This is a genomic window from Pseudomonas sp. GD04058 (assembly GCF_029836855.1).
Lineage (GTDB): Bacteria > Pseudomonadota > Gammaproteobacteria > Pseudomonadales > Pseudomonadaceae > Aquipseudomonas > Aquipseudomonas bharatica.
In genome coordinates, this window is sequence record NZ_JAOECN010000020.1 from 61,958 (window position 1) to 87,157 (window position 25,200).

Consider the following 25,200-nt stretch of genomic DNA (forward strand, 5'->3'; position numbering starts at 1 on the left):
TTTCGACGTCTAAGCCACAGTCCGGCATCGGGCCGGAAATTTTCAGGAGTCATTAGATGAACATTCGTGTATCGGCGCTGGCGCTGCTGCTTGGCCTGTCGAGTCCCCTGGTTCAGGCGCAGATGCTGCAACCGGGCCTGTGGGAGCTGACCACCAGCAATATGCAGGTCGATGGCAAACCACTGCCGGACATGGAGTTCATGCTCGGCCAGTTGAAGAACCTGCCGCCGGAACAGCGGGCGATGATGGAAGGCGTGCTGGCCAAGCAGGGCATCACCGTGGCCGGCAAGGGTGTGCGCTCGTGCCTGACCCCCGAGCAGGTAAAGACCGATGACATTCCGCTGCAGGATCCACAGTCCGGTTGCACCCAGCGGATCACCGATCGCAACGGCAAGACCTGGAATTTCGAGTTCAGTTGCCCCAAGGCCCGGGGCACTGGCCAGGCACAATTCCTCAGCGATCGCGAGTTCGTCACCAAGGTGCAAGGTACCTTCAACGCCTCGGGGGTTCAGCAGCAGGGCAGCATGAACACCCGGGCGGTATGGCTCGGAGCAGACTGCGGCACGGTCAAGCCGCGCAGCTAGAACTCGTTCTGCAGCGCCTTGTAGCCCTTCACCAGGTCGATATTGGTATGGGCGACGTCCTCGGAGAATTCCGAGGCGCTGACGCTCACGGGTGGGAACTGGCTCAGGTCGGTGAGGGGGCCGATGCGTGTGGTGGAGGGCACGTAGAAGTTTTCCGGCAGGTCGCGGCCGTCCACCACCGAGTTGTGCCGCACTACGCTGCCATTGCCGACCACGCAGTTGAACAGCACGCTGTTGAAGCCGATGAACACCCGGTCGCCTACCATACATGGGCCATGCACGATGGAGCGGTGGGCGATGGAGGTGAACTCGCCAATGGTCACCGCGGCGCCGGACTTGGAGTGGATCACCACGCCGTCCTGGATATTCGAGTTGCAGCCGATGGTGATCGGCTGCATCGAGCCGCTGTCATCCACCTCGTCGGCACGGATCACCGCGTAGGGGCCGACGAACACATTCTCGCCAATCACCACTTTGCCGCAGATGATCGCGGTGTGATCGATGTAGGCCGATTCGGCAATGACCGGCAGGTCGCCGGTCGGGTTCTTGCGGATCATCGAGGTCTCTCCGTTCGGTTACCAGTTCCACTGGCTTTGGGCGACAGCATCGTGGGCGTGCAGGCTCTCGGCGTGTTCCACACGCAACTGGAAGCCGGCCACCGCAGGCAGGTGTCGCAATGCCAGGTTGAGGCGCCGTGCGGCGTCCTCGCAGAACATCAGGTTCTGCCCGTTAGCCAGGGCGAACGCCTGTTCGTCGGCGCGCTTCACTGCCGTTTGCACGGCGGTACCCAAGGCGGCTTCGGCCTGATCGATCAATTCCCGAACGGGTAGCTCGTTGCAGCCGTTCTTCAAGCGTATCCGTAGTTTTGCCGTGCTGCGCTGGCTATGGGGCGTGGCGACGATCCCTTGCGGACTGCCGAGCCAGCTCAACACCTCTTCATGGCTCAGGCTGCGATTGGCGAAATCGCTGAGGAATTGCTGTTGAATCAACTGTCTGGCTAGCGCTGCGGAGCAGGGGCAAGTCGAGGAATAGGCCACGTCGGCAGATAGTTCCACGTGGAACATTTCATCGGAGAGCTTCGCTTCGATGACCAGCGGATAGCGCTTGTGGCCCGATTCGGAGCTGACCAGCGCTGATCGCTCAAGCTGTACATCGAAGCGCAAGGTCAGGTAAGCGCAGGTGGACAACCCCTCATGGCTGTCGAGGAACTGTTGCAGCACCCGGCGGATCAGCGACACCGACAGCGCTTCATCCTTGAAAGCAGACAGGGCCAGATACAACCGCGACATATGAATGCCGCGACAGGAGCCATCGGCCAGATCGACGCCGGCATCTGCCATGGCCTGGAGGCTGAGTTGATCAAGACGGATCGGCAGGGCGATCCCGCACATGCCGACCCAGTCCAGTGGCAGGGATTGTCCGCTGGCCTGGGCGGCGATATCGGGGAGAGTCAGGGCGGTCATGTTGCGAACCATCGGCAAGAAAGTCGCAATACGTTACATTATAACAATTCGATTGCCAGCATTTTTTCCACCGCTTCACTGACAGCCATTCAGGCGATTGCAGCGCAGGCTGAAGCGCTGACCGCTGGAACTGGAAACGCGGTTGAGGGTGGTCCAGCCCACCCTGCGGCTGTAGCCCACCCAGGCCTCGCCGTCGCTGGCGATACCGGTATAGAAATTCAGCAGGCCATAGCGACTGGTGGTCTGCGCCCAGCGGCGCCCGCTCGGGGCGTCGTAGCCGCGCAAGTAAATGGTGCCGCCTTGGGTCTGCACACCGTAGTAGCTGCCCTGGCGGTCGTCACAGGCCAGCAGATTGGCGCTACGCGTGCAGTTGGCCAGTTCGACGCGGGGCATGGCCTGGGCGCCGCCGACGGTGCACAGCAGGGTTATCCACAGCCCGCGCTTGAATGACTTCATTAACATCTCTTCACCTTGAACCCATGGATGACGGATAGGCGGTTGGCTAAAGTGCATTGTTATAATATAACCTTGTAACAAAGCATCGTTCGAATGCACTTTGCCGCCCCTGATGAGGAACCGCGCCATGTCCGATCGTCTTCCCGTAACCGTGCTGTCCGGCTTCCTTGGTGCCGGCAAGAGCACGGTGCTCAATCATGTGCTGCGCAACCGCGACAATCTGAGGGTGGCGGTCATCGTCAACGATATGAGCGTGATCAATATCGACGCCACCGAGGTGCAGCGCAACGTCAGCCTTAACCGCACCGAAGAAAAACTGGTCGAGATGAGCAACGGTTGCATCTGCTGCACCTTGCGCGAAGACCTGCTGGAAGAAGTCGGCCGCCTCGCTGCCGAAGGCCGGTTCGATTACCTGTTGATCGAATCCACCGGCATCGCCGAGCCGTTGCCAGTGGCCGAGACCTTCACCTTCCGTGATGAACAGGGCCGCAGCCTGGCCGAAATGGCCCGTCTCGACACCATGGTCACCGTGGTCGATGGCCTGAACTTCCTGCGCGACTATCAAGCCGCTGAAAGCCTCGCGTCCCGTGGTGAAACCCTCGGCGAAGACGACGAGCGCTCGATCAGCGACCTGCTGATCGACCAAGTGGAATTCGCCGACGTCATCCTCCTCAGCAAGATCGATCTGATCAGCAGCCACGAGCGCGAAGAGCTCTGCGCCATCCTTCGCCGCCTCAATGCCCATGCGCGCATCGTGCCGATGGTGATGGGCCAGGTGGACCTCAAGGAGATCCTCGATACCGGCCTGTTCGATTTCGACCGCGCCGCCAGCGCGCCGGGCTGGTTGCAGGAGTTGCGTGGCGAACACGTCCCGGAAACCGAGGAATACGGCATCGCCGCCAGCACCTGGCAGGCCCGCCGGCCCCTGCACCCGCAGCGCTTCTTCGATTTTATCCACAGGCCCTGGGAGAACGGCCGCCTACTGCGTTCCAAGGGCTTCTTCTGGCTGGCCAGCAAGTACCAGGAAGCCGGCAGTTGGTCGCAGGCCGGCGGCATGATGCGGCATGGCTTTGCCGGACGCTGGTGGCGCTTCGTGCCCAAGGCCCACTGGCCGCAGGATCAGGAAAGTACCGCAGCGATCCTCAAGCAGTGGGACCCGGAATGCGGTGATTGCCGCCAGGAACTGGTTTTGATCGGCCAGCATATCGATGTTGCGCGCCTGCATGCCGAACTGGACGCCTGCCTGTTGAACGACGACGAAATGGCCCTGGGCGCCCCCCATTGGCTGCGCCTGTCGGACCCGTTCGGCGCCTGGCACGATGAAGAGGAGGTCGCCTGATGCAGCTTGCCGAGACGCTGGTGCCTGTACGCCAGGCCTTCGGCGAGACGCCGAAGGTGCTGACCGAAGCCTTGCAGGACGGGGTCAACCTGGCGGTCTGGCAGCGCCGGCTGCCGGCGCATATCGAGGATTTCGCCCGCTTGCTGCTGTCGCTCGGCGAGCCGCTGGCCGATGCACGCACCCTGGAGATCGGCAAGGATGGTGAAGTACCCACGCTGGACGGGGTCGCCAGCGCCTACGCCGACCTGGCTGGCTATGAAGGCTTTGTCGCCGACCTGAGGTGGTTGGTCGGCGCCTACGCCTGCCTGCTCGATGCGCGTAGCGTCGGTTTGCGCTTGAGGGTGCTGGATGGCGCCATGTGCCCGCGTTTCCATGTCGATCATGTGTCGCTGCGGCTGATCACCACCTATGCCGGCCCCGCCAGCGAATGGCTGGAGGAAGGCGTGATCAATCGCCGCCGCCTGGCGCAGGAGCAGGTCGATCCGGCGCATATACGGCACCTGGCCTGCGGTGATGTGGCCTTGCTCAAGGGCGAGAAGTGGCTGGGCAACGAGGGCGCCGGGCTGGTGCATCGTTCGCCGTCGCAGGGCAATGGCGAGCGTCGCCTGATCCTGACCCTTGACTGGCTGGCCTGAGTCCGGAGCATAGTGGTAACGATTCCCCGACCAGACTGCGCCTATGCTGCATAACATTCCGACCCATCTGATTGCCGGCCCGCTTGGCGCCGGCAAGACCAGCCTGATCCGCCACCTGCTCGGCCAGCGCCCGGCCAACGAACGCTGGGCGGTGCTGATCAATGAATTCGGCCAGATCGGCCTCGACGCAGCGTTGCTCACCAGTGACGACGATGGCGTGAGCATGGGCGAGGTGGCGGGTGGCTGCCTCTGCTGTGTGAACGGTGCGCCCTTTCAGGTAGGGCTGGGTCGGTTGCTGCGCAAGGCGCGGCCGGACCGGGTGTTTATCGAACCTTCCGGCCTTGGGCACCCGGCTCAGGTGCTGGCGCAGTTACGGTCGCCGCCATGGACCGGTGTGCTGGCGGTGCAGCCTGCGGTGCTGGTGCTGGATGCGCAAGCAATGGCGATGGGAGCCGGATTGCCAGAGGCGCAGAAACAGGCGCTGGCCGATGCCGGCCTGCTGGTCATGAACAAGGCCTGCGCGGTGGATGAAGCGAGTCGCCTGTGGATAACCTCGACCTTGCCAAAAGTACCGCTTTGCTGGGTCGACCACGGCCGGATTTCCCTGTCGCAGCTACCGATTAGCAATGGCGCCGCCACGGAAAAAGGCGCTGTGGATAACCTTATCCCTGTCGGAACAGCTTCCATTCCAGCCCTGTGGACAGATTCGCGGCAGCCTTTGTGCAGTTATCAACAGGGTGCAGAAGGCTGGAGCATCGGCTGGCGCTTTCATCCACAGCAAGTTCTCGACATCGGCCAGTTGCAGACATTCCTCGAAGGTCAGGAGTGGCGCCGGGCCAAGATGGTTATCCACAGCGGGCAGGGCTGGCGCTCGGCTAACGCCCTTGGGGGCCAGCGGCTGGTCTGGGAGGAGAGCGCCTGGCGGCGCGATTCGCGGATCGAGCTGATTTTCGACGAACCCCAGGATCATGCGGTATTGGAGCGGGGGATGCTGGCCTGCCGCACGCCTGTGGATCACTGACGCCAGCGGTTGTGTTCCTGGCGCCACTGCTTCATTTCGATCACATTGTCGCCATGCACCGGCGGCTTGATCTCGAACGGATAGGGCGCCAGTTCGATCTGTACGCTGTGGGCGCCGAACTGGGTGACCGTGCCCGGGTGGCGTTGCTCGCCGGTCACGGTGAATTCGAAGGCGTAGATCCGGGCCAGACGCTTGCGGCCGTTGGCATCGCGGACGAAGGCGATTTTCTTCAACGCCACGGCACCGTCGAGCAATTCGAGGTCGAGCTTGGCGCAATGCTGCTTGACCCGTTCCAGGGCCTTTTCCCGCAATCCGTGGTTATGCCACAGCCAGGCACCCGCCGTGGCCAGGACCATCAACACCAGGATGTTTTCGAGGGTAACCATCTACACGTGCTCCAACGAGGTGTGCCAGCTTAACTGCCACCCCGGCCTGTCGTACAGGTGGCATTTGGCGCCATACTGCGCGCCTTGTTTGTCATTTCATTGCTTTGGACGTCCCGCATGAAACGCACACCGCACCTGCTTGCGATCCAGTCCCACGTCGTGTTCGGCCACGCCGGCAATAGCGCCGCAGTGTTTCCGATGCAGCGGGTCGGGGTGAATGTCTGGCCACTCAATACCGTGCAGTTTTCCAATCACACTCAGTATGGCCAGTGGACGGGTGAAGTGCTTGCTCCAGAGCAAATTCCTGCGTTGGTGGAAGGGATTAGCAATATCGGTGAGCTAGGCAATTGCGACGCAGTTCTATCGGGTTATCTCGGCAGTGCCGACCAGGGCCGGGCGATCCTCAGCGTGGTGCAGCGGGTCAAGCAGGCGAACCCGCGGGCGCTGTACCTGTGCGACCCGGTGATGGGGCATCCGGAAAAGGGTTGCATCGTGCCTGCGCAGGTCAGCGAGTTTCTGCTGGAGGAAGCTGTTGCCGCAGCCGACCTGCTGTGCCCGAACCAGTTGGAGCTGGACAGCTTTGCCGGGCGGCGTGCGCAGTCGCTGGAGGATTGTGTCGGCATGGCCCGCGAGCTGTTGGTCCGTGGTCCGAAGATGGTGCTGGTCAAGCACCTGGCCTATGCCGGAAAGAATCCGGACGATTTCGAAATGCTGTTGGTGACCGCCGAGGGCAGTTGGCACTTGCAACGGCCGTTGCTGGCGTTCCCGCGGCAGCCGGTGGGAGTGGGGGATCTGACGGCGGGGTTGTTCCTGGCCCGGTTGCTGCTCGGGGACGAGCCGGTCGTTGCTTTCGAGTTCACCGCGGCGGCGGTGCATGAAGTGCTGCTGGAAACCCAGGCCTGCGGCAGCTATGAGCTGGAAGTGGTGCGAGCGCAGGACCGCATCGTCCACCCGCGGCTGCGCTTCGAAGCACGTAAACTCTAGGCACCCCGGAACCTCTGTGGGAGCTGGCTTGCCAGCGATGAGGCCGGAAGGGGCAATGATGTTGTCAGAACGGGCCCTATCGCTGGCAAGCCAGCTCCCACAGGGGGCCGCGTCGCGCTGTTAGATCGTGTCGCTCTCGGTCTTCAGTTCCTGATAGCGCTTTTCCAGCTCCTGGCGGATCAAGCGGCGCTGCTTGCCCTGCAGGAAGCGGCGCTTTTCCTCGCCGGTCTGCGGCTGGCGCGGCGGTACGGCCACCGGCTTTCGATCATCGTCCACCGCCACCATGGTGAAGAAGCAACTGTTGCTGTGACGCACCGAGCGCTCGCGGATGTTCTCGGTCACCACCTTGATGCCCACCTCCATCGAGGTGTTGCCGGTGTAGTTGACCGAGGCCAGGAAGGTGACCAGCTCGCCGACATGCACCGGTTCGCGAAACACCACCTGGTCCACCGACAGGGTCACCACGTAGCGACCGGCATACCGGCTGGCGCAGGCATAAGCCACCTCGTCGAGATACTTGAGGAGGGTGCCGCCGTGGACATTGCCGGAGAAGTTGGCCATGTCCGGGGTCATCAGGACGGTCATCGACAGTTGGGCGTTTCCGGGTTCCATAGTGTGCTCACGGTGAGATTGCGCTTAGGCGGGGCGGCGCGCTGCTCGCGCTTCTTCCCCCATGTGGGTTGCCATCTTGAAACGGGACGCTGACCGCATGCCTGTCGTCACGTGGTTCATGCCATTTGCGACGAGGAAAGTGCCGATCTGTTTCTACATATTGCACAGCCTTTTCGCCCATGGCGTCGATGTTAACCTGCGTGGACGGCCCTGCAATCAGGCCGTTTCCTACATTTAATTCAGAAATTTCCGCGGCTCAACCAGATCTGACGGTTGAGCTGCGCTTTGGTCTTCGTCGTGGAGTAAGGAGCGTCCCGCCGTGCATGCCATCAGCTTTATCCAGGATCTGGCGGTGATCATGCTGGTTGCCGGTGTGGTCACCATTCTTTTCCATCGTCTTAAACAGCCCGTGGTGCTTGGTTATATCGTCGCCGGCTTCATCATCGGCCCGCACACCCCACCTTTCGGTCTGATCCACGACGAAGACACGATCAAGACCCTGGCTGAGCTCGGGGTGATCTTCCTGATGTTCTGCCTGGGTCTTGAGTTCAGCCTCGGCAAGCTGTTCAAGGTGGGCGCGACCGCGTTCATCGCGGCCTTCCTGGAAATCGTCCTGATGATCTGGATCGGTTTCGAGATCGGCCGCTGGTTCGGCTGGAGCACCATGGATTCGTTGTTCCTCGGCGCGATCCTGGCGATTTCCTCGACCACCATCATCGTCAAGGCGCTCAACGACCTGAAGATGAAGAATGAGCGCTTCGCCCAACTGATCTTCGGCGTGCTGATCGTCGAGGACATCCTTGGCATCGGCATCATCGCCCTGCTTTCCGGCATCGCCGTGAGCGGTACGGTCAGTTCAGGCGAAGTCTTCTCCACGGTCGGCAAGCTGTCGCTGTTCATGATCGTCGCGCTGGTGGTGGGCATTCTCCTGGTACCGCGACTGCTGGCCTACGTGGCCAGGTTCGAAAGTAATGAGATGCTGCTGATCACCGTGCTCGGCCTGTGCTTCGGCTTCTGCCTGTTGGTGGTCAAGCTGGAATACAGCATGGTCCTGGGGGCGTTCCTGATTGGCGCGATCATGGCCGAGTCGCGTCAGTTGATGAAGATCGAACGCCTGATCGAACCGGTTCGCGACATGTTCAGCGCGATCTTCTTCGTGGCCATCGGCCTGATGATCGACCCGAACGTACTGGTGGAATACATCTGGCCGATCGTGGTGATCACCATTGCCGTGGTGCTGGGCAAGATGCTGTCCTGCGGCATGGGGGCCTTTATCGCCGGTAACGATGGACGCACCTCGCTGCGAGTCGGGATGGGTCTTTCGCAGATTGGCGAGTTCTCCTTCATCATTGCCGCCCTGGGCATGACCCTGCAGGTCACCAGCGACTTTCTCTACCCGGTGGCCGTGGCGGTTTCCGCCATTACCACCTTGCTCACCCCCTACCTGATCCGTGCCGCCGATCCGCTGTCACTGAAACTGGCGAAGGTGGTGCCGAGCCGTCTGTCACGGGTGTTGTCGCTGTACGGCGAGTGGCTGCGCAGCATCCAGCCGCAAGGCGAGGGGGCGATGCTGGCCTCGATGATCCGGCGCATCCTTCTGCAGGTCGGGGTGAACCTGGCATTGGTGGTGGCGATCTTCTTCAGCGGCGGTTACTTCGCCGCGCAGATTGGTGACTACCTGAGTGACTGGCTCACCGATGTCGGCCAGCAGAAAGCACTGATCTGGGGCTTGGCGCTGCTGCTTTCGCTGCCGTTCCTGATCGCGGCCTATCGTAAGCTCAAGGCACTGTCGATGCTGCTCGCGGAGATGGGCGTCAAGCCGGAGATGGCCGGGCGACATACCCAGCGCGTACGCCGGGTGATTGCCGAAGTGATCCCGCTGATCTCGCTGCTGGTGATCTTCCTGCTGCTTTCGGCACTGTCGGCGAGCATCCTGCCGACCAGCGAGCTGTTGTTGCTGATCGGGGTAGTGGCCGCCGGAGTGGTGGCGCTGCTATGGCGCTGGTTTATCCGGGTGCATACCAAAATGCAGATCGCATTGCTGGAAACCCTGGAAAACCAGAAGGAGCACCATCACTGAGGTGCGCAGCGCAGTGGCTTGTAACGCCACTGCGCCCAGGCTTCGGTCCAGCCATTGGCATGATCCACGCCGGGCAGGCGAATCACTTCCATGCAATCGGCCGGGCCGAGGGTGCGGCGGTAATGCTGGTAGAGGATCGGCGGTACGGTGCGGTCTTCGAACCCGATGAAATGCCGCTGGGCCACATGGCGCAGGCGTTCGGCGCGGTCCAGCGGCTCCAGCGAACCGCTCAGGGGGGTCAGGTCCAGCGATTGTGCCCATTGTCGCGGGCTAAGGTTGCCGGCCAGGGTCTGCACCACCGCAATATCGTTACGCTGAGCGGCCAGCAGCAGGGCCAGGGCAGCGCCGCCGGAATAGCCGATCAGTTCGAAATCCCGATTGCCATATTGCCGGCGCACCTCGTTCAACGCCTGATCCAGGCTGTCGAGCACGGCCTGGCTGAAGCGCTGGTCGGTCCAGACCTGGGGGTTGCAGGCCGGAGCGCTGACGAACTGACAGGGGCGGGCAAGATAGAGGCTGGGTTGCGGGTCGGTCACGGCCAGGCGGGCCATGAGCAGGTTCTGCGGGCTTGGGTCCAGGCTCGGTTGTGAAGGCGTGGCCCAGGCATGGCCATCACCTTCCAGGTAGATGCGCAGTCGGGCGCTGCCAGGTTTGACCGACGGTACGCTCATCGCCAACGGGAAGGTCCGGGTGGGCTGGATGCTGACCTGGTGAGCGTTCTGGCTGCTGAGCTGTTGGAGCTGGGTCATGGGGGACTGGCAGCCGGAGAGCAGGAGCAGGGCGAGGGGCAGGAGATATCGGTTTGACATCCAGATCTCTTGGGGGCCGCTTTGCGACCCTTCGCGGGCCCAGAAATAGGCTTCATGTGCGAGCGGGACGAATGTCCGAGGGGATGGAGCGGTAGCGGCCCGCCACGCACAGGAAGGCGTGGCGATTCTACGAACATTGATGGCGCTAGGCCATTATTTTTGTGTGGGAAACGACTCAGCTTTCCAGCCAGACATCCCGAGCCCAGTGCCAGACCGATTCCCAGCTTTCCTCGGTAACGATTTCCTCCTCGCCGGACCACAGCACCACGGTGCCGTCTTCCTCGACGCAATAGTAGTCGTCGCCGTCCTGGCACAGTGGTATCAGGTCGCGAGGTACGCCGGCGTCCCACGCATTGGCGGCCACTTCCGGCAGATAGGTGTGGGATTGCGGGTCGGTCACGGTCACCGGCTCGAGGCTGCCGTATACGACATCACTGACCGTGAGGAGGAACTCCTTGAACACGAACGGGATATTGATGAACAACTGCTCTTCGACCTCGACCAGCATGTCTTCGTCGGGCAGTTCGAGCGGTACCGGTACCGGCTCGTTGGCTTCACGAAGCTGTTCAATGACTTCTTCCACGGTTCGCGTCCTCTCTATCCTGGCCTTGTGCAAATGTTGCGGGTTATACCCTAGTAGGGCGCTGCGCTAAAAGCAAAACCCCGGGCAAGCCCGGGGTTTTTTCTGCAAACGGCTCAAGATCAGCCGTTCTGGCGGATACCCGCGACCAGCCAAGGCTGGTTTTCGCCTTGGGCGCGCTCCATGTTCCAGCTCTCGCTGAACACTTCGCCCTGGTCGAAACGAGAGGTCTTCGACACGCCAGTGAAGGTCAGGGTGGCGATGGTCTTGTCGGCGCGATCGTCGACACCTTCCAGTTGTACGTCGAGGTTATCGATGTAGGTGGACTGGAAACCATCACCCAGGTCGGCACGCTCGCGCTTGAGGAACTCCAGCATCTGCGGGGTGACGAACTCGGCGATCTTGTCCATTTCATTGGCATCCCAGTGCTGCTGCAGCGACTGGAAGTGATTGCGCGCGGCAGCCAGGAAGCTCTGCTCGTTGAACCAGGCCGGTGCGTTGATCACCGGGCGGGCAGCAGCGGCAGGCGCGGCAGAACCACCGAAGATCGACGGCTGGGCTGGCTGCTCGTGGACTTCACGCTGGTAGGCCGGGTGGCCAGCGGCAGCCATCTGCGGCTGCTGCTTGCGGCGGCGGGCAGCGATGAAGCGGAACACCAGGAAGGCGATCAGCGCCATGATCAGGATGTCGAAGATCTGCATGCCTTCGAAGCCATCACCCATCAGCATCGAGGCGAGCAGGCCACCGGCGGCGATACCGGCCAGCGGGCCGAGCCATTTCGAGGCGCCGCTGGCAGCGGCAGGTGCACGGCCTGGCGCAGTCGGGGTGGCGGCAGGGTTGGCAGGAGTGGCCTGGCGGGCCTGGTGCGTCGGCGCGGCGCCTGAGCTCTTGCCGCCGCCGAAGCGCTTGGCGTTGGCGTCGAGGCTCATGGTGAGACCGATGCACAGCGCCAGGGCGATGCTGAGAAAACGTTGCATAGAAGGGTATTCCCGTTTTGTGGATTACACGCGCGCCATGTTGCACAAGTTCTTGGACCCATGACAGCGACAAGATGTTTCTATCTTTTGCCTGAAAAGGCGGACGGCCTGCGTAATGGGCTGTAGGCCCTTTCTTCATTGCTGAAGAAAAGGCTTACACCAGCGGTCGGATATTCGACTAGATCGCTTCGAGCTTGGCGTAGCCGAGCATCAGCCACTTGCTGCCCTCGGCGAAATTCACCTGGACCCGTGCCTGCGCGCCGGAGCCTTCGAAGTTGAGGATCACGCCTTCGCCGAACACCGCATGCTGCACCCGCTGCCCCAGGTTGAAGGCTGTCTGCGGGATGTTGGCGTCGGCGAACAGGCTGCTGACGGTTTGCTTGGCGCCGCCGAACGGGCGGCTGACGCTGTTGGACAAGCGCACTTCCTGGACCAGGCCGGCAGGAATCTCGCGAACGAAGCGCGATACCTTGTTGTAGGTCTCGCTGCCATACAGGCGACGGGTTTCGGCGTAGGTCATGACCAGGTTCTGCATGGCCCGGGTCACCCCGACATAGGCCAGGCGACGTTCTTCTTCGAGACGGCCGGGCTCTTCGAGGCTCATCTTGTGCGGGAACAGGCCTTCCTCCATGCCCACCAGGAACACGTAGGGGAACTCCAGGCCCTTTGCACTGTGCAGGGTCATCAGCTGGATGCTGTCTTCGTGCTCGTCGGCCTGGGCGTCGCCGGCCTCCAGCGAGGCGTGGCCAAGGAAAGCAGAAAGCGCGGAAAGCTCGCCATCTTCCTCGCTCGGCTCGAAGTTGCGTGCGGCGCTGACCAGCTCCTCCAGGTTCTCTACCCGTGCCTGGCCCTTTTCACCTTTTTCTTCCTGGTGATAGGCGATCAGCCCGGACTGCTCGATAACGGTCTGGGTCATCAGGTGCAGGGGCATATCCAGGACTTTGGCCGACAGGTTGTCCAGCAGCTCGATGAACGCACCCAAGGCGCTGGCGGCGCGGCCCTTGAGGGCCTTGTTGGCCAGCAACTGGAGCATGGCTTCCCACATCGACAACTGGGCATGGCGGGCATGCTCGCGGATCGTTTCGACGGTCTTTTCGCCGATGCCACGGGGTGGCACGTTGATCACCCGCTCCAGCGCCGCGTCGTTGCCGCGGCCTTCGAGCAGACGCAGGTAGGCCATGGCGTTCTTGATCTCGGCGCGTTCGAAGAAGCGCTGGCCGCCGTAGATGCGGTAGGGAATGCGCTCGCGCAGCAGGGCTTCCTCAAGCACCCGCGATTGGGCGTTGGAGCGGTACAGGATGGCGATATCGCTGCGCGCCAGGCCGGTCTTCAACGCGCTTTCGATGGTTTCCACCACGTAGCGGGCTTCGTCATGCTCGTTGAAGGCGGCGTAAAGGTTCAGTGGCTCGCCGTCGCCGCCCTCGGTCCATAGCTCCTTGCCCAGGCGCCCGCTGTTATTGGCGATCAGGGCGTTGGCCGCCTTGAGGATGCCGGCGGTGGAACGGTAGTTCTGCTCCAGGCGGATCAGCTCGGCGTCGGGGAAGTCGCTGGAAAACTGCTGGATGTTCTCGATCCGTGCACCGCGCCAGCCGTAGATGGACTGGTCGTCGTCGCCCACCACCATCAGGCTGTCGCCACCCTGCGCCAGCAGGCGCAGCCAGGCGTACTGCACGGCGTTGGTGTCCTGGAACTCGTCCACTAGTAGATGGCGGAAGCGGCGGGAATAGTGCTGCAACAGGCCCGGATGGTCGCGCCACAGGTCCAGGGCGCGCAGCAGCAGCTCGGAGAAGTCGATCACACCGGTACGCTGGCATGCGGCTTCATAGGCTTCATAGATGCTGCGCATGGTGCCGAGGAACAGGTCGCCATTGACCTGGATATGGTGCGGCCGCAGGCCCTCGTCCTTCTGTCCGTTGATGAACCACTGGGCCTGGCGCACCGGCCAGCGCTGCTCGTCGAGGCCGAGGTCGCGGATCACGCGCTTGACCAGGCGGCCCTGGTCATCGCTGTCGAGGATCTGGAAATTCTGTACCAGCCCCGCTTCCTGCCAGTGCGCGCGCAACAGGCGATGGGCCAGGCCGTGGAAGGTGCCTACCCACATGCCCGCCGGGTTGATGCCCAGCAGTTGCTCGATGCGGTGGCGCATCTCGGCGGCGGCCTTGTTGGTGAAGGTCACCGACAGGATCGAGTGCGGGGAGGCCTGCTCGACCTGGATCAACCAGGCGATGCGGTGCACCAGCACGCGGGTCTTGCCGGAGCCGGCACCGGCCAGGACCAACTGACGCCCGACCGGCGCGGCTACCGCCTGGCGCTGGGCATCGTTGAGGGAATTCAAAAGGAGAGAGAGGTCGTCATGCATCCGGCCATTCTATGGGGGCAATGGATCCCTGGGCAAACCCGCTCGGCAAAAAGACCGGATGGCGCGACCGCCCGGTCATCCGAGGCGGCCCTTGGCCCGCGTGCTTGAGCGGTTGCCTTGTACCAAGGAAGGAGATTCCGGAGGTGCGAATTTATGACACAGAGCAGTTTGGCACCGGGCATTGCTTGTGTATGCTCCGTCCACGTTTGTGGCTAACCATTACAAGAACACTGCCCATGACACTCGCACCAGGACCCGTCGGTGTGCCGATCGAGGCACGTCGCGGCATTCGCAAGCAATTTGCCACGCAATTGGCGGTCGAGCGTATCCGTCTGTTGTACCAAGGCTCCTTGCTACCCACGATATTCATGCTGTTGAACGGCCTGGTCTGTGCCTGGCTGCTGTGGAGCCCGCAGCGTTATCTGCTGGTCAGCGTGTGGGTGGTATGGCTGATGGCGCTGGTCGCCCTGCGGGTCATCCAGGTCGCCGCCTTCGACGCCGCCATGCCGGATCGCCAGGCCAGGCCGCATTGGCGGCGCATGTTCCTGCTCGGTTCGGCGTTCAGCGGGCTGACCCTCGCCAGCGCGGCGATCGCCCTCGTGCCTGTGGATAACTTCGTGCAGCAGGCCTGGGTGTTCGGCCTGCTCGGCGCCGCCGCGCTCTCGGCGAGCGTGGCCTATGCGGTAAGCCTCCCGGCATTCCTGAGTTTCGTGCTGCCCTGCCTGTTACCGCCGATCGCCTTCCTGTTCTGGAGCGGCGATCAACAGCAGCGGGGCTGGGGCCTGCTCGGCCTCTTGTTGCTGGGCGCCTTGCTGGTAGTGGCCTGGCAGGTCAACCGGCTGATCGAGAACAGCTTGCTGCGGCGCTTCCAGAACCAGGCGCTGATCGAGCACTTGCAAGCGGCCCATACCCGCAGCGAACAGTTGAACAAGGCGCTGGGTGCCGAAGTGGAGCAGCGTCGCGGCGTCGAGGACCAGTTGCGCGAGGCCCAGGCCGGGCTGGAAACCCGTGTTGCCCAGCGCAGTGCCGAGCTGGACGCGGCCAACCAGGCCCTGAGCAAGAGCGAACAGCGCCTGGCCCTGGCCCTGGAGGCGAGCGAACTGGGTCTGTGGGACTGGAACCTGCAAACCGATGAAGTCCATCACACCCAGTTGCGCGAGCTGTTCGGCCTGAACCCGGATGCGGTCAAGGCCATGCTGGTGCACCTCAAGCCGCGCCTGCACCCGGACGATGTGCAGGCGCTGAAGCGCACCCTGGTCGAGCACCTCAAGGGCCGGACCGAGGATTACCGCATCGAGTACCGCTTCCGCCACAACGATGGCCACTGGTGCTGGATCGAGGACCGTGGACGTGCTGTCGAGCGCGATGCCGAAGGCCGGGTGGTACGGATGATCGGTACCCGCCGCGATATCAGCGCGCGTCGCGCCCAGGAAGAGCAGCAGCGCCTGGCGGCGACAGTGTTCGAGGCGGCCAGCGAAGGGATCGCCATCCTCGGCCCCGACTATGAGCTGTTGGCCCTGAACCAGGCGTTCTGCCGGATGACAGGTTACGGTCGCGAGGAATTGCTCGGCCGCAACGCCCTTGAACTGCCGTGCAGCCTCGATGCGCGACGGCATTACGGTGCCATCGACCAGGCGCTGGAGCAGAACGGCCGCTGGCAGGGCGAACTGGTTGAGGCACGCAAGGACGGGACGCTTTATCCACAATGGCTGCAGCTCAACGGCGTATTCGACAGCCGCGGCAAGATCAGCAACGTGGTGGGTTTCTTCAGCGACCTGTCGGAGCGCCGTGAATCCGAGGAACGCCTGCGTTATCTCGCCCATTACGACGAGCTGACCGGCCTGGCCAATCGCGCCCTGTTCCGGCTGCGTCTGCTAGAGGCCGGCCAGCGCCTGCGAACCAGCGGGCGCTGCCTGGCGCTGATGCACATCGATCTCGACCGTTTCAAGCTGCTCAACGACAGCCTCGGCCATGAAGTGGCAGACCAATTGCTCAAGCAGATCGCCATGCGTATCGGCAATGCCATGGCCGAAGCGGATACGGTCGCGCGACTGTCCGGCGATGAGTTCGTGGTGCTGTTCGACGGCTACAGCAGCCTGTCCAGCCTGGTCCGGGTGGCGACCCGCCTGCTGGAGAAACTGCGGGTGCCGGTGCGCTTCGACAATCATGAGCTGGTGATCAGCGCTTCGGTGGGCATCGCCCTGCACTCGGACATGAGTCTCGACCTTAATGTGCTGGTCAGCCAGGCCAACATGGCCATGCAGCATGCCAAGCACCTGGGCGGTGATAATTTCCAGTTCTACACCGAAAGCCTGCAGGCCAGCACCCTGGACCGCCTGCAACTGGAGAACCAGCTGCGCAAGGCTATCGACGAGGGCCAGCTGGAGGTCTACTACCAGCCCAAGGTCTGCCTGGCGAGCGGGCGCATCGAGGCTGCCGAGGCCTTGGTGCGCTGGAATCACCCGGCCATGGGCATGGTGCCGCCCGGGGAGTTCATCGGCCTGGCGGAGGAAACCGGGCTGATCGCGCCGATGGGCGAGTTCGTTCTTCGCCAATCGTGCTGGCAGGCTTGCGAATGGCAACGTCAGGGCCTGGAGCCGATCCGGGTTTCGGTGAACCTGTCGGTTTACCAGTTGCGCCAGGGCAAGCTGGTCAGCCTGGTGCGCCAGGTCCTGGAGGAAAGCGGCCTGGCGCCGCATCTGCTGGAGCTGGAACTGACCGAAAGCCAGTTGCTGGACAGCGTCGAACACATCATCGCCACCTTCAAACAGCTACACGAACTCGGGGTGAAGCTGGCAATCGATGACTTCGGCACGGGATATTCCTCGCTCAGCTATCTGAAACGCCTGCCAGTGGACTACGTAAAGATCGACCAGGCCTTTATCCGCGGGCTTGAGGAAGGCAGTGAAGATGCGGCGATCACCCGGGCGATCATCATCATGGCCCACAGCCTGGACCTCATGGTGGTTGCCGAAGGCGTGGAAACCGAGGAGCAACTGCGCTTCCTGCGCGAGCAGGACTGCGATGAAGTCCAGGGTTACCTGATCAGCCGGCCGTTGCAGGCCGATGCGCTGGCGCGGCTGTTGAGCGAGCAGACGGTCTGGTAAAGCTCTAGCCGTGCCATTCCCGCCCATGCCGGGCCAGTAGGCTGTGGGCCTGTTCCGGGCCATTGGTGCCGGCGTGGTAGGGGCGCGGCGTCTGGAAGTGTTCCAGCCAGCCATTGAGGATCGGGTCGATCCAGGCCCAGGCAGCCTCCACCTCGTCGCGGCGCATGAACAGCGTCGAATCGCCGTCCAGCACATCCAGCAACAGGCGCTCGTAAGCGTCCCAGCGCCGCGTCTGGCCGAACACCTGGGCCAGGTTCAGGTTGAGTTCCACCGGCTCCAGGCGCATGCCCTTGCCCGGGGTCTTGGTCATCATCTGCAGGCTGATGCGCTCGTCCGGCTGCAACTGAATGAGTAACTGATTGGCGCGGTCGCTCTCGAACAGGCGATGCGGCACCGGCTTGAACTGGATGACGATCTGCGACGAGCGCTTGGCCAGGCGCTTGCCGGTGCGCAGGTAGAACGGTACCCCGGCCCAGCGCCAGTTGTTAATGTGGGCTTCGACAGCGACGAAGGTCTCGGTATCGCTGTCGTTATCCACATCTTTCTCGAAGTAATAGGCCGGCACTTCCTGGCCGCCTATCTTGCCGGCGCTGTACTGCCCGCGCACGGTCTTGTCCTGCACGTCCTGGCCGGTGATCGGCTTGAGGGCACGAAGAATCTTCACCTTCTCGTCCCGCACCGCCTCGGCCTCGAACTGCGCCGGTGGCTCCATGGCCACCAGGCAGAGCAGTTGCAGCAGGTGGTTCTGCAGCATGTCGCGGGTAGCGCCGGCACGGTCGTAGTAGGCGCCGCGGTTTTCCACGCCGAGGGTCTCGCAGACGCTGATCTGCACATGGTCGATCTGGCTGGCGCGCCATACCGGCTCCAGCAGGGCGTTGGCGAAGCGCAGAGCCATGAGGTTCTGCACGGTTTCCTTGCCCAGGTAGTGATCGATACGAAACACCTGGGATTCGTCGAATACCGCGCCGATGGCACTGTTGATCGCCGTGGCCGATTCCAGGGAATGGCCGATGGGTTTTTCCAGGACGATGCGCGATTCGCTGTCTACCAGCCCGGCGATATTCAGGTGGGTGACGATGGGCACGAAGAGGTTGGGCGCGGTGGCCAGGTAATAGATCCGCGCCAGGCCCCCGGGCTCGCCAAGAAAGTGCGACAGGCGACCGAAATCGGCGCTCTGCGAGGCGTCCATGGAAAAGTAGTCGAGGCGGGTGGAGAAGCGGTCCCAGGTGTCTTCATCGAAGTCGTTGCGGGCGATCTGCGCGCGACAACGGCGCTCTGCAAGCTTTTGAAAACTATTGCGCGGCATCGGGCTGCGGGCCAGGGCGACGACGCGCACCGCCGAGTGCAGGCGACCCTCGCGATACAGATGGTAGAGCGCTGGAAGCAGCTTGTGCAGAGCCAGATCGCCAGTGCCGCCGAAGACCAGAATGTCACAAGGAATAGTCAAACCCACCACACTCCTGTCTCGATTAGCTGGGCGGTTCGCCAGTCATGTAGTATAACTACAAGATTGCTACAACCGGCCAGCCGATCATAACCGAGTCCCGCCATTGAATCTGTTGCAACACATCGCCCAGTCGCGGCATCTGCTACGCAAGTCGGAACTCAAGGTTGCCGACCACGTATTGCTTGACCCTGCGGCGGTCATGCATAGCTCCATGGCTGACCTGGCCCACAGCGTCGGCATCAGCGAGCCGACCATCGTGCGCTTCTGCCGGGCGATCGGCTGCACCGGCTTCCAGGACCTCAAGCTCAAGCTGGCGCAAAGCCTGGCCGCCGGCGCCAGTTTCGGCCAGTTCGCGATTCATGAGGACGACTCGGTCGCCGACTACAGCCTGAAGATCTTCGACACCACCCTGCATACGCTGATGGAAGTGCGCGAGCACCTCGATCCGGTGGCCCTGCAACGCGCGGTGACGGCCATGGCCCAGGCCCAGCGTGTCGAATTCTATGGCTTCGGTGCGTCGGGTGCGGTGGCCGCGGATGCCCAGCACAAGTTCTTCCGCCTGCTGCTCAGCGCGGCGGCCTATTCCGACCCGCACATGCAGGCGATGTCGGCGGTGACCCTGAAACCGGGCGATGTCGCGGTGTGCATTTCCCAGTCCGGCCGCTCCAAAGACCTGCTCATCACCGCCAATATCGTGCGGGAAAGCGGCGCCAACCTGATCACCCTGTGTCCGAGCCAGACCCCGCTGGCCGAGCTGTCGACGGTCAACCTGGCCATCGATGTGCATGAGGACACCGAAATCTACACGCCGCTGACCTCGCGCATCGCCCACCTGGTGGTGATCGACGTGCTGGCGATGGGCGTGGCCATGGCCCGGGGGCCGAGCCTGGTCAATCACCTGAAGAGTGTGAAGCGCAGCCTGCGCAGCCTGCGGCTTTCGCCGAAGTCATTGAAGAACATGGAAGACTGATCGTCGTTCTGTGTCGTTCTTAAGGGCCTCATCGCTGGCAAGCCAGCTCCCACACCTGTGGGAGCTGGCTTGCCAGCGATGAGGCCATCAGCGGTTCATCACCCTTAACACCCCTGTCACCCTCCCGCCGTCAAATCGTCAACTTCACGATTCATTTTGAAACTCCCGTACGCACTCGATCAGGGAGATATGAAATGGCTCGTGACTTCGATGGCTCGTATCAACCCAGCGCCAAATCCCGCAAGCAGCAGGAAAAGGATCAGCGTCGCATGGAGTTCCGCCGCGCGATCGAAAGCTGGTCCGAGCAGCGTCGCCTGCTTCAGGACATCACCGATTTCGGCGATCTGCAACGCTTCAACGTATGGCAGGTGTCGGCGGCAGAACACCGGAGAAGCGCTCAACAAGGCCGCTGATCTGCGCACGTTCGCTGCGGATGAACGCAAGAAAGGCCAGGGCCACCGGCGATTGCCGCTTGGCCTTGGATTGCACCACGCACCAACTGCGATACAGCGGCAGCTCTTCCACCGGCAGCTCGCGCAACACCCCGGTAGCCAGTTCCAGATTGAGCGCGTGACGGGTCAGCAAGGCGATTCCCAGGCCGGCAATCACGCACTCGCGCTGGGCGTCGGCCGAGGCCACCTCCAGGGTCTGGGTGAAGTGCACGCGCTTCTCCTTGAAATACTCTTCACAAGCCTTGCGCGTACCCGAGCCCTGCTCGCGGACCAGCAAGGTATGCGGCTCCAGGTCCTGCAGGCGCAGGCTGTCCAGCTTGCACAGCGGATGATCCGGCGGGGCGACGGCAACGATGGGGTTGTTGAGGAACGGCAGGAACTCCAGGCCCATGTCCTGGGGGACCATGGACATGATGATCAGGTCGTCGCGGTTGTCGGAGAGCCGGCGGATTGCCTGGGCACGGTTGACCACGGTCAGGGTCAGGTTGACTTCCGGGTGCAGCCGCTTGAACGCCGCGAACAGGTGCGGCACGAAGTACTTGGCGCTGGATTCCACGGCCAGCTTCAACTGGCCCTGGAGCGAGCCCTGCATGTCCGACAGCTGCATGTCGAGGCTTTCCAGGCGGCCGAAGATGTCACGGCTGGCGCGTTGCAAGGCTTCGGCGGCTTCGGTGAGGTACAGCTTCTTGCCGACATACTCGAACAAGGGTTGGCCGACCAATTCTTCCAACTGGCGAATCTGTAGACTAACGGCGGGTTGCGTCAGCGCCATCTCTTCCGCAGCGCGGCTATATGACCGCAAATCACACACTTCATTGAAGATCTGCAGTTGACGCAATGTCATACGCATCAATGACTTACGCACGTTATCCCCAGCCCTGTGAAAAACCTTGTTACCGCACTATAAGCAATTGTTAATGGAGCCTCTAATAATTATTGATTTTTGTTTATTCACACACGGCGCTAGGGTGATTGCACGACTGGCCAGGTGATTCTGGTCACGCGCCGACCCGCCAATTCGGGTCGATTGTCCAGCGGCTTTGGGAAGACTCCAGTGATAAAAAAAATCCTGATCGCCAACCGGGGTGAAATCGCAGTTCGGATCGTGCGGGCCTGCGCCGAGATGGGCATCCGCTCGGTAGCGATCTATTCCGACGCCGACCGGCACGCCCTGCACGTCAAGCGCGCCGACGAGGCCCACAGCATCGGTGCCGAGCCCCTGGCCGGCTACCTGAACCCGCGCAAGCTGGTGAACCTGGCGGTGGAAACCGGTTGCGACGCCCTGCACCCCGGCTACGGTTTCCTCTCGGAAAACGCGGAATTGGCGGATATCTGTGCCGAACGCGGGATCAAGTTCATCGGCCCGGCAGCGGAAGTCATTCGCCGCATGGGCGACAAGACCGAAGCCCGCCGCAGCATGATCAAGGCCGGCGTCCCGGTGACCCCGGGCACCGAAGGCAACGTAGCCGACATCCACGAGGCCCTGAGCGAAGGCGACCGCATCGGTTACCCGGTGATGCTCAAGGCCACGTCCGGCGGTGGCGGCCGCGGTATCCGTCGCTGCAACAGCCGCGAGGAGCTGGAACAGGCCTTCCCGCGGGTGATCTCCGAAGCCACCAAGGCCTTCGGTTCGGCGGAAGTCTTCCTGGAAAAATGCATCGTCAACCCCAAGCACATCGAAGCCCAGATCATTGGCGACAGCTTCGGCAACGTGGTGCACCTGTTCGAGCGTGATTGCTCGATCCAGCGCCGCAACCAGAAGCTGATCGAGATCGCCCCGAGCCCGCAGCTCACCCCGGAGCAGCGCGCCTACATCGGCGACCTGGCGGTGCGTGCGGCCAAGGCGGTCGGCTATGAGAACGCCGGTACCGTGGAGTTCCTGCTCGCCGAGGGCGAGGTGTACTTCATGGAAATGAACACCCGGGTGCAGGTGGAGCACACCATCACCGAGGAAATCACCGGCATCGACATCGTTCGCGAACAGATCCGCATCGCCTCGGGCCTGCCGCTGTCGGTCAAGCAGGAAGATATCCAGCACCGTGGCTTCGCCCTGCAGTTCCGCATCAACGCCGAAGACCCGAAGAACAACTTCCTGCCGAGCTTCGGCAAGATCACCCGTTACTACGCTCCCGGCGGCCCCGGCGTGCGGACCGACACGGCGATCTACACCGGCTACACCATTCCGCCGTTCTACGACTCCATGTGCCTGAAACTGGTGGTCTGGGCGCTGACCTGGGAAGAAGCCATGGACCGCGGCTTGCGTGCCCTGGACGACATGCGCGTGCAAGGGGTCAAGACCACCGCCGCGTACTACCAGGAAATCCTGCGCAATCCGGAATTCCGCAGTGGCCAGTTCAACACCAGCTTCGTGGAAAGCCATCCGGAACTGACCAATTACTCGATCAAGCGCAAACCCGAAGAGCTGGCGCTCGCCATCGCCGCCGCCATCGCCGCGCATGCAGGCCTGTGAGGAACCCATAATGTCCAAGAAAATCTTCGTAACCGACACGATCCTGCGCGACGCCCACCAGTCCCTGCTGGCCACCCGCATGCGCACCGAAGACATGCTGCCGATCTGCGACAAGCTCGACAAGGTTGGCTACTGGTCGCTGGAAGTCTGGGGTGGCGCGACCTTCGACGCCTGCGTGCGCTTCCTCAAGGAAGACCCGTGGGAGCGCCTGCGCAAGCTGCGCGCCGCGCTGCCCAACACTCGCCTGCAGATGCTTCTGCGTGGTCAAAACCTGCTGGGCTACCGCCACTACAGCGATGACGTGGTCAAGGCTTTCGTGGCCAAGGCCGCAGTCAACGGCATCGACGTGTTCCGCATCTTCGACGCCATGAACGACGTGCGTAACCTGCGCGTCGCCATCGAAGCGGTGAAGGCTGCCGGCAAGCACGCCCAGGGCACCATTGCCTACACCACCAGCCCGGTTCACACCATCGACGCTTTCGTCGCCCAGGCCAAGCAGATGGAAGCCATGGGTTGCGACTCGGTCGCGATCAAGGACATGGCCGGCCTGCTGACCCCGTTCGCCACCGGCGAGCTGGTCAAGGCGCTGAAGGCCGAGCAATCGCTGCCGGTGTTCATCCATTCCCATGACACTGCCGGCCTGGCCGCCATGTGCCAGCTCAAGGCGGTGGAGAACGGCGCGGACCACATCGACACCGCCATCTCCAGCTTCGCCTGGGGTACCAGCCACCCGGGTACCGAATCCATGGTCGCGGCGCTCAAGGGCAGCGAGTTCGATACCGGCCTGGACCTGGAACTGCTGCAGGAAATCGGCCTGTACTTTTACGCCGTGCGCAAGAAGTACCACCAGTTCGAAAGCGAATTCACTTCGGTCGACACCCGCGTACAGGTCAACCAGGTGCCGGGCGGCATGATTTCCAACCTCGCCAACCAGCTCAAGGAGCAGGGCGCACTCAATCGCATGAACGAAGTGCTGGCCGAGATCCCACGGGTTCGCGAAGACCTTGGTTTCCCGCCGCTGGTTACCCCGACTTCGCAGATCGTCGGCACCCAGGCGTTCTTCAACGTGCTGGCCGGCGAACGCTACAAGACCATCACCAATGAGGTGAAGCTGTACCTGCAAGGCGGCTACGGCAAGGCTCCGGGTGTGGTCAACGAACAACTGCGGCGCCAGGCCATCGGTAGCGAAGAGGTCATCGACGTACGTCCGGCCGACCTGCTCAAGCCGGAAATGGCCAAGCTGCGTGCCGATATCGGCAACCTCGCGCACTCCGAAGAAGACGTGCTGACCTTCGCCATGTTCCCGGATATCGGACGCAAGTTCCTCGAAGAACGCGAAGCCGGCACCCTGACTCCGGAAGTGCTGCTGCCGATTCCGGAAGCTGGCGCGGTGGCCTCGGCCAGCGGCGAAGGTGTGCCGACCGAGTTCGTCATCGACGTCCACGGCGAAACCTACCGCGTCGACATCACCGGTGTCGGCGTCAAGGCCGAAGGCAAGCGTCACTTCTACCTGTCCATCGACGGCATGCCGGAAGAAGTGGTGTTCGAACCGCTCAACGAATTCGTCGGCGGTGGCGGCAGCAAGCGCAAGCAGGCCAGCGAACCGGGCCATATCAGCACCTCCATGCCGGGCAACATCGTCGATGTGTTGGTCAAGGAAGGCGACGTGGTCAAGGCCGGTCAGGCAGTACTGATCACCGAAGCGATGAAGATGGAAACCGAAGTGCAATCGCCGATCGCCGGCAAGGTTGCCGCCATCCACATCACCAAGGGCGACCGCGTCAACCCGGGCGAAATCCTCATCGAGATCGAAGGCTGAGACAGCCTTCGGCGGTAAACGGTTAACCTCATCGGGGAGCGGATTGCTCCCCTTTTTTTATTCTGATGATCTGCATTTAAATACAGATTTGCAGCCAAATTTCTTGTATTTCTGCACTTTAATACAGATAAATGCCAGGCTGCTTGCGTGAATTGCACTATATTGCAGATAAGACCGTTCACGCTGATAGAGCCCCCATGTACACCTTGACCCTACAGCTTCACGCCCAAGGCAAATGGCAGGACGCCATGGCCTTGAACTTTGCCGAGCCCGAGAAAGGCTTCCTCGGCTCATGCCAGTACGGTTACACCTCGGCTGGCCGTCTATGACGGTTTCGATCGAGATTCGCGCTTTACTGATCGAAGGCGTACTGCAGGGGATTGCCGATGGCTCGTTGGAACTGGGCCAGGCGGTGCGCAAGTTGCGGGTGGAGGTGGCGAAGCTGCAGCAGACCCAGTTCGCGCGGATGTGCAAGATTTCCGTGCGGACCCTGATCCAGATCGAGCAGGGGGAGGGGAATCCGACGCTCAACTCGCTGAATGCGGTGTTCCGGCCGTTCGGGTTGCAGATGGGGGTGCTGCGGCGGCCTGATAGATTGAGGTGATCTTTAGATCATCGCTGGCAAGCCAGCTCCCACAAGTTTTTGCAGT

At 62.3% G+C, this 25,200-nt stretch carries 24 protein-coding genes; 13 read left to right on the plus strand and 11 right to left on the minus strand.

What is annotated here, in order from left to right:
- Positions 1 to 56: 56 nt before the first annotated feature.
- The gene (locus N7650_RS17170; protein ID WP_009402504.1) at positions 57 to 584 is read left to right on the plus strand and encodes a DUF3617 domain-containing protein; all 528 of its coding nucleotides are present in this window, start codon (positions 57 to 59) and stop codon (positions 582 to 584) included.
- Here N7650_RS17170 and N7650_RS17175 read toward each other — a convergent pair.
- From N7650_RS17175 to N7650_RS17185, 3 genes are all read right to left on the minus strand, one after another.
- Positions 581 to 1,141, minus strand: a complete 561-nt coding sequence (locus N7650_RS17175) for a carbonate dehydratase (RefSeq protein ID WP_279899239.1) — start codon at positions 1,139 to 1,141, stop codon at positions 581 to 583. The genes N7650_RS17170 and N7650_RS17175 overlap by 4 nt on opposite strands.
- Before the next feature lie 18 nt (positions 1,142 to 1,159).
- Complete coding sequence (gene folE2 / locus N7650_RS17180; protein WP_279899240.1) at positions 1,160 to 2,047, minus strand: GTP cyclohydrolase FolE2; 888 nt, start codon at positions 2,045 to 2,047, stop codon at positions 1,160 to 1,162.
- Between the two features lie 75 nt (positions 2,048 to 2,122).
- On the minus strand, positions 2,123 to 2,503 hold the full coding sequence (locus N7650_RS17185) for a glutamine synthetase (RefSeq protein WP_279899242.1): 381 nt from the start codon (positions 2,501 to 2,503) through the stop codon (positions 2,123 to 2,125).
- 127 nt (positions 2,504 to 2,630) lie between these two features.
- Here N7650_RS17185 and zigA point away from each other — a divergent pair, with 127 nt between their 5' ends.
- From zigA to N7650_RS17200, 3 genes are read left to right on the plus strand one after another with little or no spacing between them, the layout of a single operon-like run.
- Positions 2,631 to 3,842, plus strand: a complete 1,212-nt coding sequence (gene zigA, locus N7650_RS17190; RefSeq protein ID WP_279899244.1) for a zinc metallochaperone GTPase ZigA — start codon at positions 2,631 to 2,633, stop codon at positions 3,840 to 3,842.
- Positions 3,842 to 4,477, plus strand: coding sequence for a DUF1826 domain-containing protein (locus N7650_RS17195; protein WP_279899245.1), 636 nt, complete (start codon positions 3,842 to 3,844; stop codon positions 4,475 to 4,477). The genes zigA and N7650_RS17195 overlap by 1 nt, the downstream gene beginning before the upstream one ends.
- A gap of 43 nt (positions 4,478 to 4,520) precedes the next feature.
- Positions 4,521 to 5,498, plus strand: a complete 978-nt coding sequence (locus N7650_RS17200; RefSeq protein WP_009402491.1) for a CobW-like GTP-binding protein — start codon at positions 4,521 to 4,523, stop codon at positions 5,496 to 5,498.
- Here the strand turns inward: N7650_RS17200 and N7650_RS17205 are convergent.
- Positions 5,492 to 5,884 carry a DUF3301 domain-containing protein gene (locus tag N7650_RS17205; RefSeq protein WP_009402489.1) on the minus strand — a complete coding sequence of 131 codons (393 nt, stop codon included), beginning with the start codon at positions 5,882 to 5,884 and terminating at the stop codon, positions 5,492 to 5,494. The two genes, N7650_RS17200 and N7650_RS17205, sit on opposite strands and share 7 nt — an antisense overlap.
- Positions 5,885 to 6,001: 117 nt before the next feature.
- Between N7650_RS17205 and pdxY the strand changes: the two genes are divergently transcribed.
- On the plus strand, positions 6,002 to 6,868 hold the full coding sequence (gene pdxY, locus N7650_RS17210; protein WP_009402487.1) for a pyridoxal kinase PdxY: 867 nt from the start codon (positions 6,002 to 6,004) through the stop codon (positions 6,866 to 6,868).
- 120 nt (positions 6,869 to 6,988) lie between these two features.
- Here pdxY and N7650_RS17215 read toward each other — a convergent pair whose 3' ends face one another.
- Complete coding sequence (locus N7650_RS17215; protein ID WP_009402486.1) at positions 6,989 to 7,480, minus strand: acyl-CoA thioesterase; 492 nt, start codon at positions 7,478 to 7,480, stop codon at positions 6,989 to 6,991.
- A gap of 319 nt (positions 7,481 to 7,799) precedes the next feature.
- Between N7650_RS17215 and N7650_RS17220 the strand changes: the two genes are divergently transcribed.
- Entirely contained in the window at positions 7,800 to 9,560 is a 1,761-nt protein-coding gene (locus N7650_RS17220; protein WP_009402483.1) for a cation:proton antiporter, read from the plus strand.
- Here the strand turns inward: N7650_RS17220 and N7650_RS17225 are convergent.
- The 4 genes from N7650_RS17225 to uvrD form a co-directional block, all read right to left on the minus strand.
- Complete coding sequence (locus N7650_RS17225) at positions 9,554 to 10,369, minus strand: hypothetical protein (RefSeq protein ID WP_009402482.1); 816 nt, start codon at positions 10,367 to 10,369, stop codon at positions 9,554 to 9,556. The genes N7650_RS17220 and N7650_RS17225 overlap by 7 nt on opposite strands.
- Before the next feature lie 175 nt (positions 10,370 to 10,544).
- On the minus strand, positions 10,545 to 10,952 hold the full coding sequence (locus N7650_RS17230; protein WP_009402480.1) for an SMI1/KNR4 family protein: 408 nt from the start codon (positions 10,950 to 10,952) through the stop codon (positions 10,545 to 10,547).
- Positions 10,953 to 11,071: 119 nt separating this feature from the next.
- Positions 11,072 to 11,926, minus strand: a complete 855-nt coding sequence (locus N7650_RS17235) for a Tim44 domain-containing protein (protein WP_009402478.1) — start codon at positions 11,924 to 11,926, stop codon at positions 11,072 to 11,074.
- A gap of 178 nt (positions 11,927 to 12,104) precedes the next feature.
- A complete protein-coding gene (gene uvrD / locus N7650_RS17240) occupies positions 12,105 to 14,285 on the minus strand; it encodes a DNA helicase II (RefSeq protein WP_009402476.1) in 2,181 nt (726 codons plus the stop codon).
- A 236-nt stretch (positions 14,286 to 14,521) separates the two neighbouring features.
- Here uvrD and N7650_RS17245 point away from each other — a divergent pair, with 236 nt between their 5' ends.
- Positions 14,522 to 17,392, plus strand: coding sequence for an EAL domain-containing protein (locus N7650_RS17245; RefSeq protein WP_279899250.1), 2,871 nt, complete (start codon positions 14,522 to 14,524; stop codon positions 17,390 to 17,392).
- 4 nt (positions 17,393 to 17,396) lie between these two features.
- Here the strand turns inward: N7650_RS17245 and zwf are convergent, their stop codons facing one another.
- On the minus strand, positions 17,397 to 18,839 hold the full coding sequence (gene zwf / locus N7650_RS17250) for a glucose-6-phosphate dehydrogenase (protein ID WP_279899251.1): 1,443 nt from the start codon (positions 18,837 to 18,839) through the stop codon (positions 17,397 to 17,399).
- 103 nt (positions 18,840 to 18,942) lie between these two features.
- On the opposite strand from zwf, the gene hexR reads away from it, so the two are divergent.
- Both hexR and N7650_RS17260 read left to right on the plus strand, forming a co-directional pair.
- Complete coding sequence (hexR, locus tag N7650_RS17255) at positions 18,943 to 19,809, plus strand: transcriptional regulator HexR (RefSeq protein WP_009402472.1); 867 nt, start codon at positions 18,943 to 18,945, stop codon at positions 19,807 to 19,809.
- Between the two features lie 194 nt (positions 19,810 to 20,003).
- The gene (locus N7650_RS17260) at positions 20,004 to 20,222 is read left to right on the plus strand and encodes a hypothetical protein (protein WP_080604778.1); all 219 of its coding nucleotides are present in this window, start codon (positions 20,004 to 20,006) and stop codon (positions 20,220 to 20,222) included.
- Here N7650_RS17260 and N7650_RS17265 read toward each other — a convergent pair.
- Positions 20,164 to 21,111 carry a LysR family transcriptional regulator gene (locus N7650_RS17265; protein WP_279899253.1) on the minus strand — a complete coding sequence of 316 codons (948 nt, stop codon included), beginning with the start codon at positions 21,109 to 21,111 and terminating at the stop codon, positions 20,164 to 20,166. The two genes, N7650_RS17260 and N7650_RS17265, sit on opposite strands and share 59 nt — an antisense overlap.
- 204 nt (positions 21,112 to 21,315) lie before the next feature.
- Between N7650_RS17265 and N7650_RS17270 the strand changes: the two genes are divergently transcribed.
- The 4 genes from N7650_RS17270 (at position 21,316) to N7650_RS17285 (ending at position 25,154) form a co-directional block, all read left to right on the plus strand.
- The gene (locus N7650_RS17270) at positions 21,316 to 22,731 is read left to right on the plus strand and encodes an acetyl-CoA carboxylase biotin carboxylase subunit (RefSeq protein ID WP_279899254.1); all 1,416 of its coding nucleotides are present in this window, start codon (positions 21,316 to 21,318) and stop codon (positions 22,729 to 22,731) included.
- A 10-nt stretch (positions 22,732 to 22,741) separates the two neighbouring features.
- Positions 22,742 to 24,550 carry a sodium-extruding oxaloacetate decarboxylase subunit alpha gene (gene oadA, locus N7650_RS17275; RefSeq protein ID WP_279899256.1) on the plus strand — a complete coding sequence of 603 codons (1,809 nt, stop codon included), beginning with the start codon at positions 22,742 to 22,744 and terminating at the stop codon, positions 24,548 to 24,550.
- Positions 24,551 to 24,747: 197 nt separating this feature from the next.
- On the plus strand, positions 24,748 to 24,879 hold the full coding sequence (locus N7650_RS17280) for a hypothetical protein (RefSeq protein ID WP_279899258.1): 132 nt from the start codon (positions 24,748 to 24,750) through the stop codon (positions 24,877 to 24,879).
- Complete coding sequence (locus N7650_RS17285; protein WP_009402464.1) at positions 24,876 to 25,154, plus strand: helix-turn-helix transcriptional regulator; 279 nt, start codon at positions 24,876 to 24,878, stop codon at positions 25,152 to 25,154. Before N7650_RS17280 ends, N7650_RS17285 begins: the two co-directional genes overlap by 4 nt.
- Positions 25,155 to 25,200 lie beyond the last annotated feature (46 nt).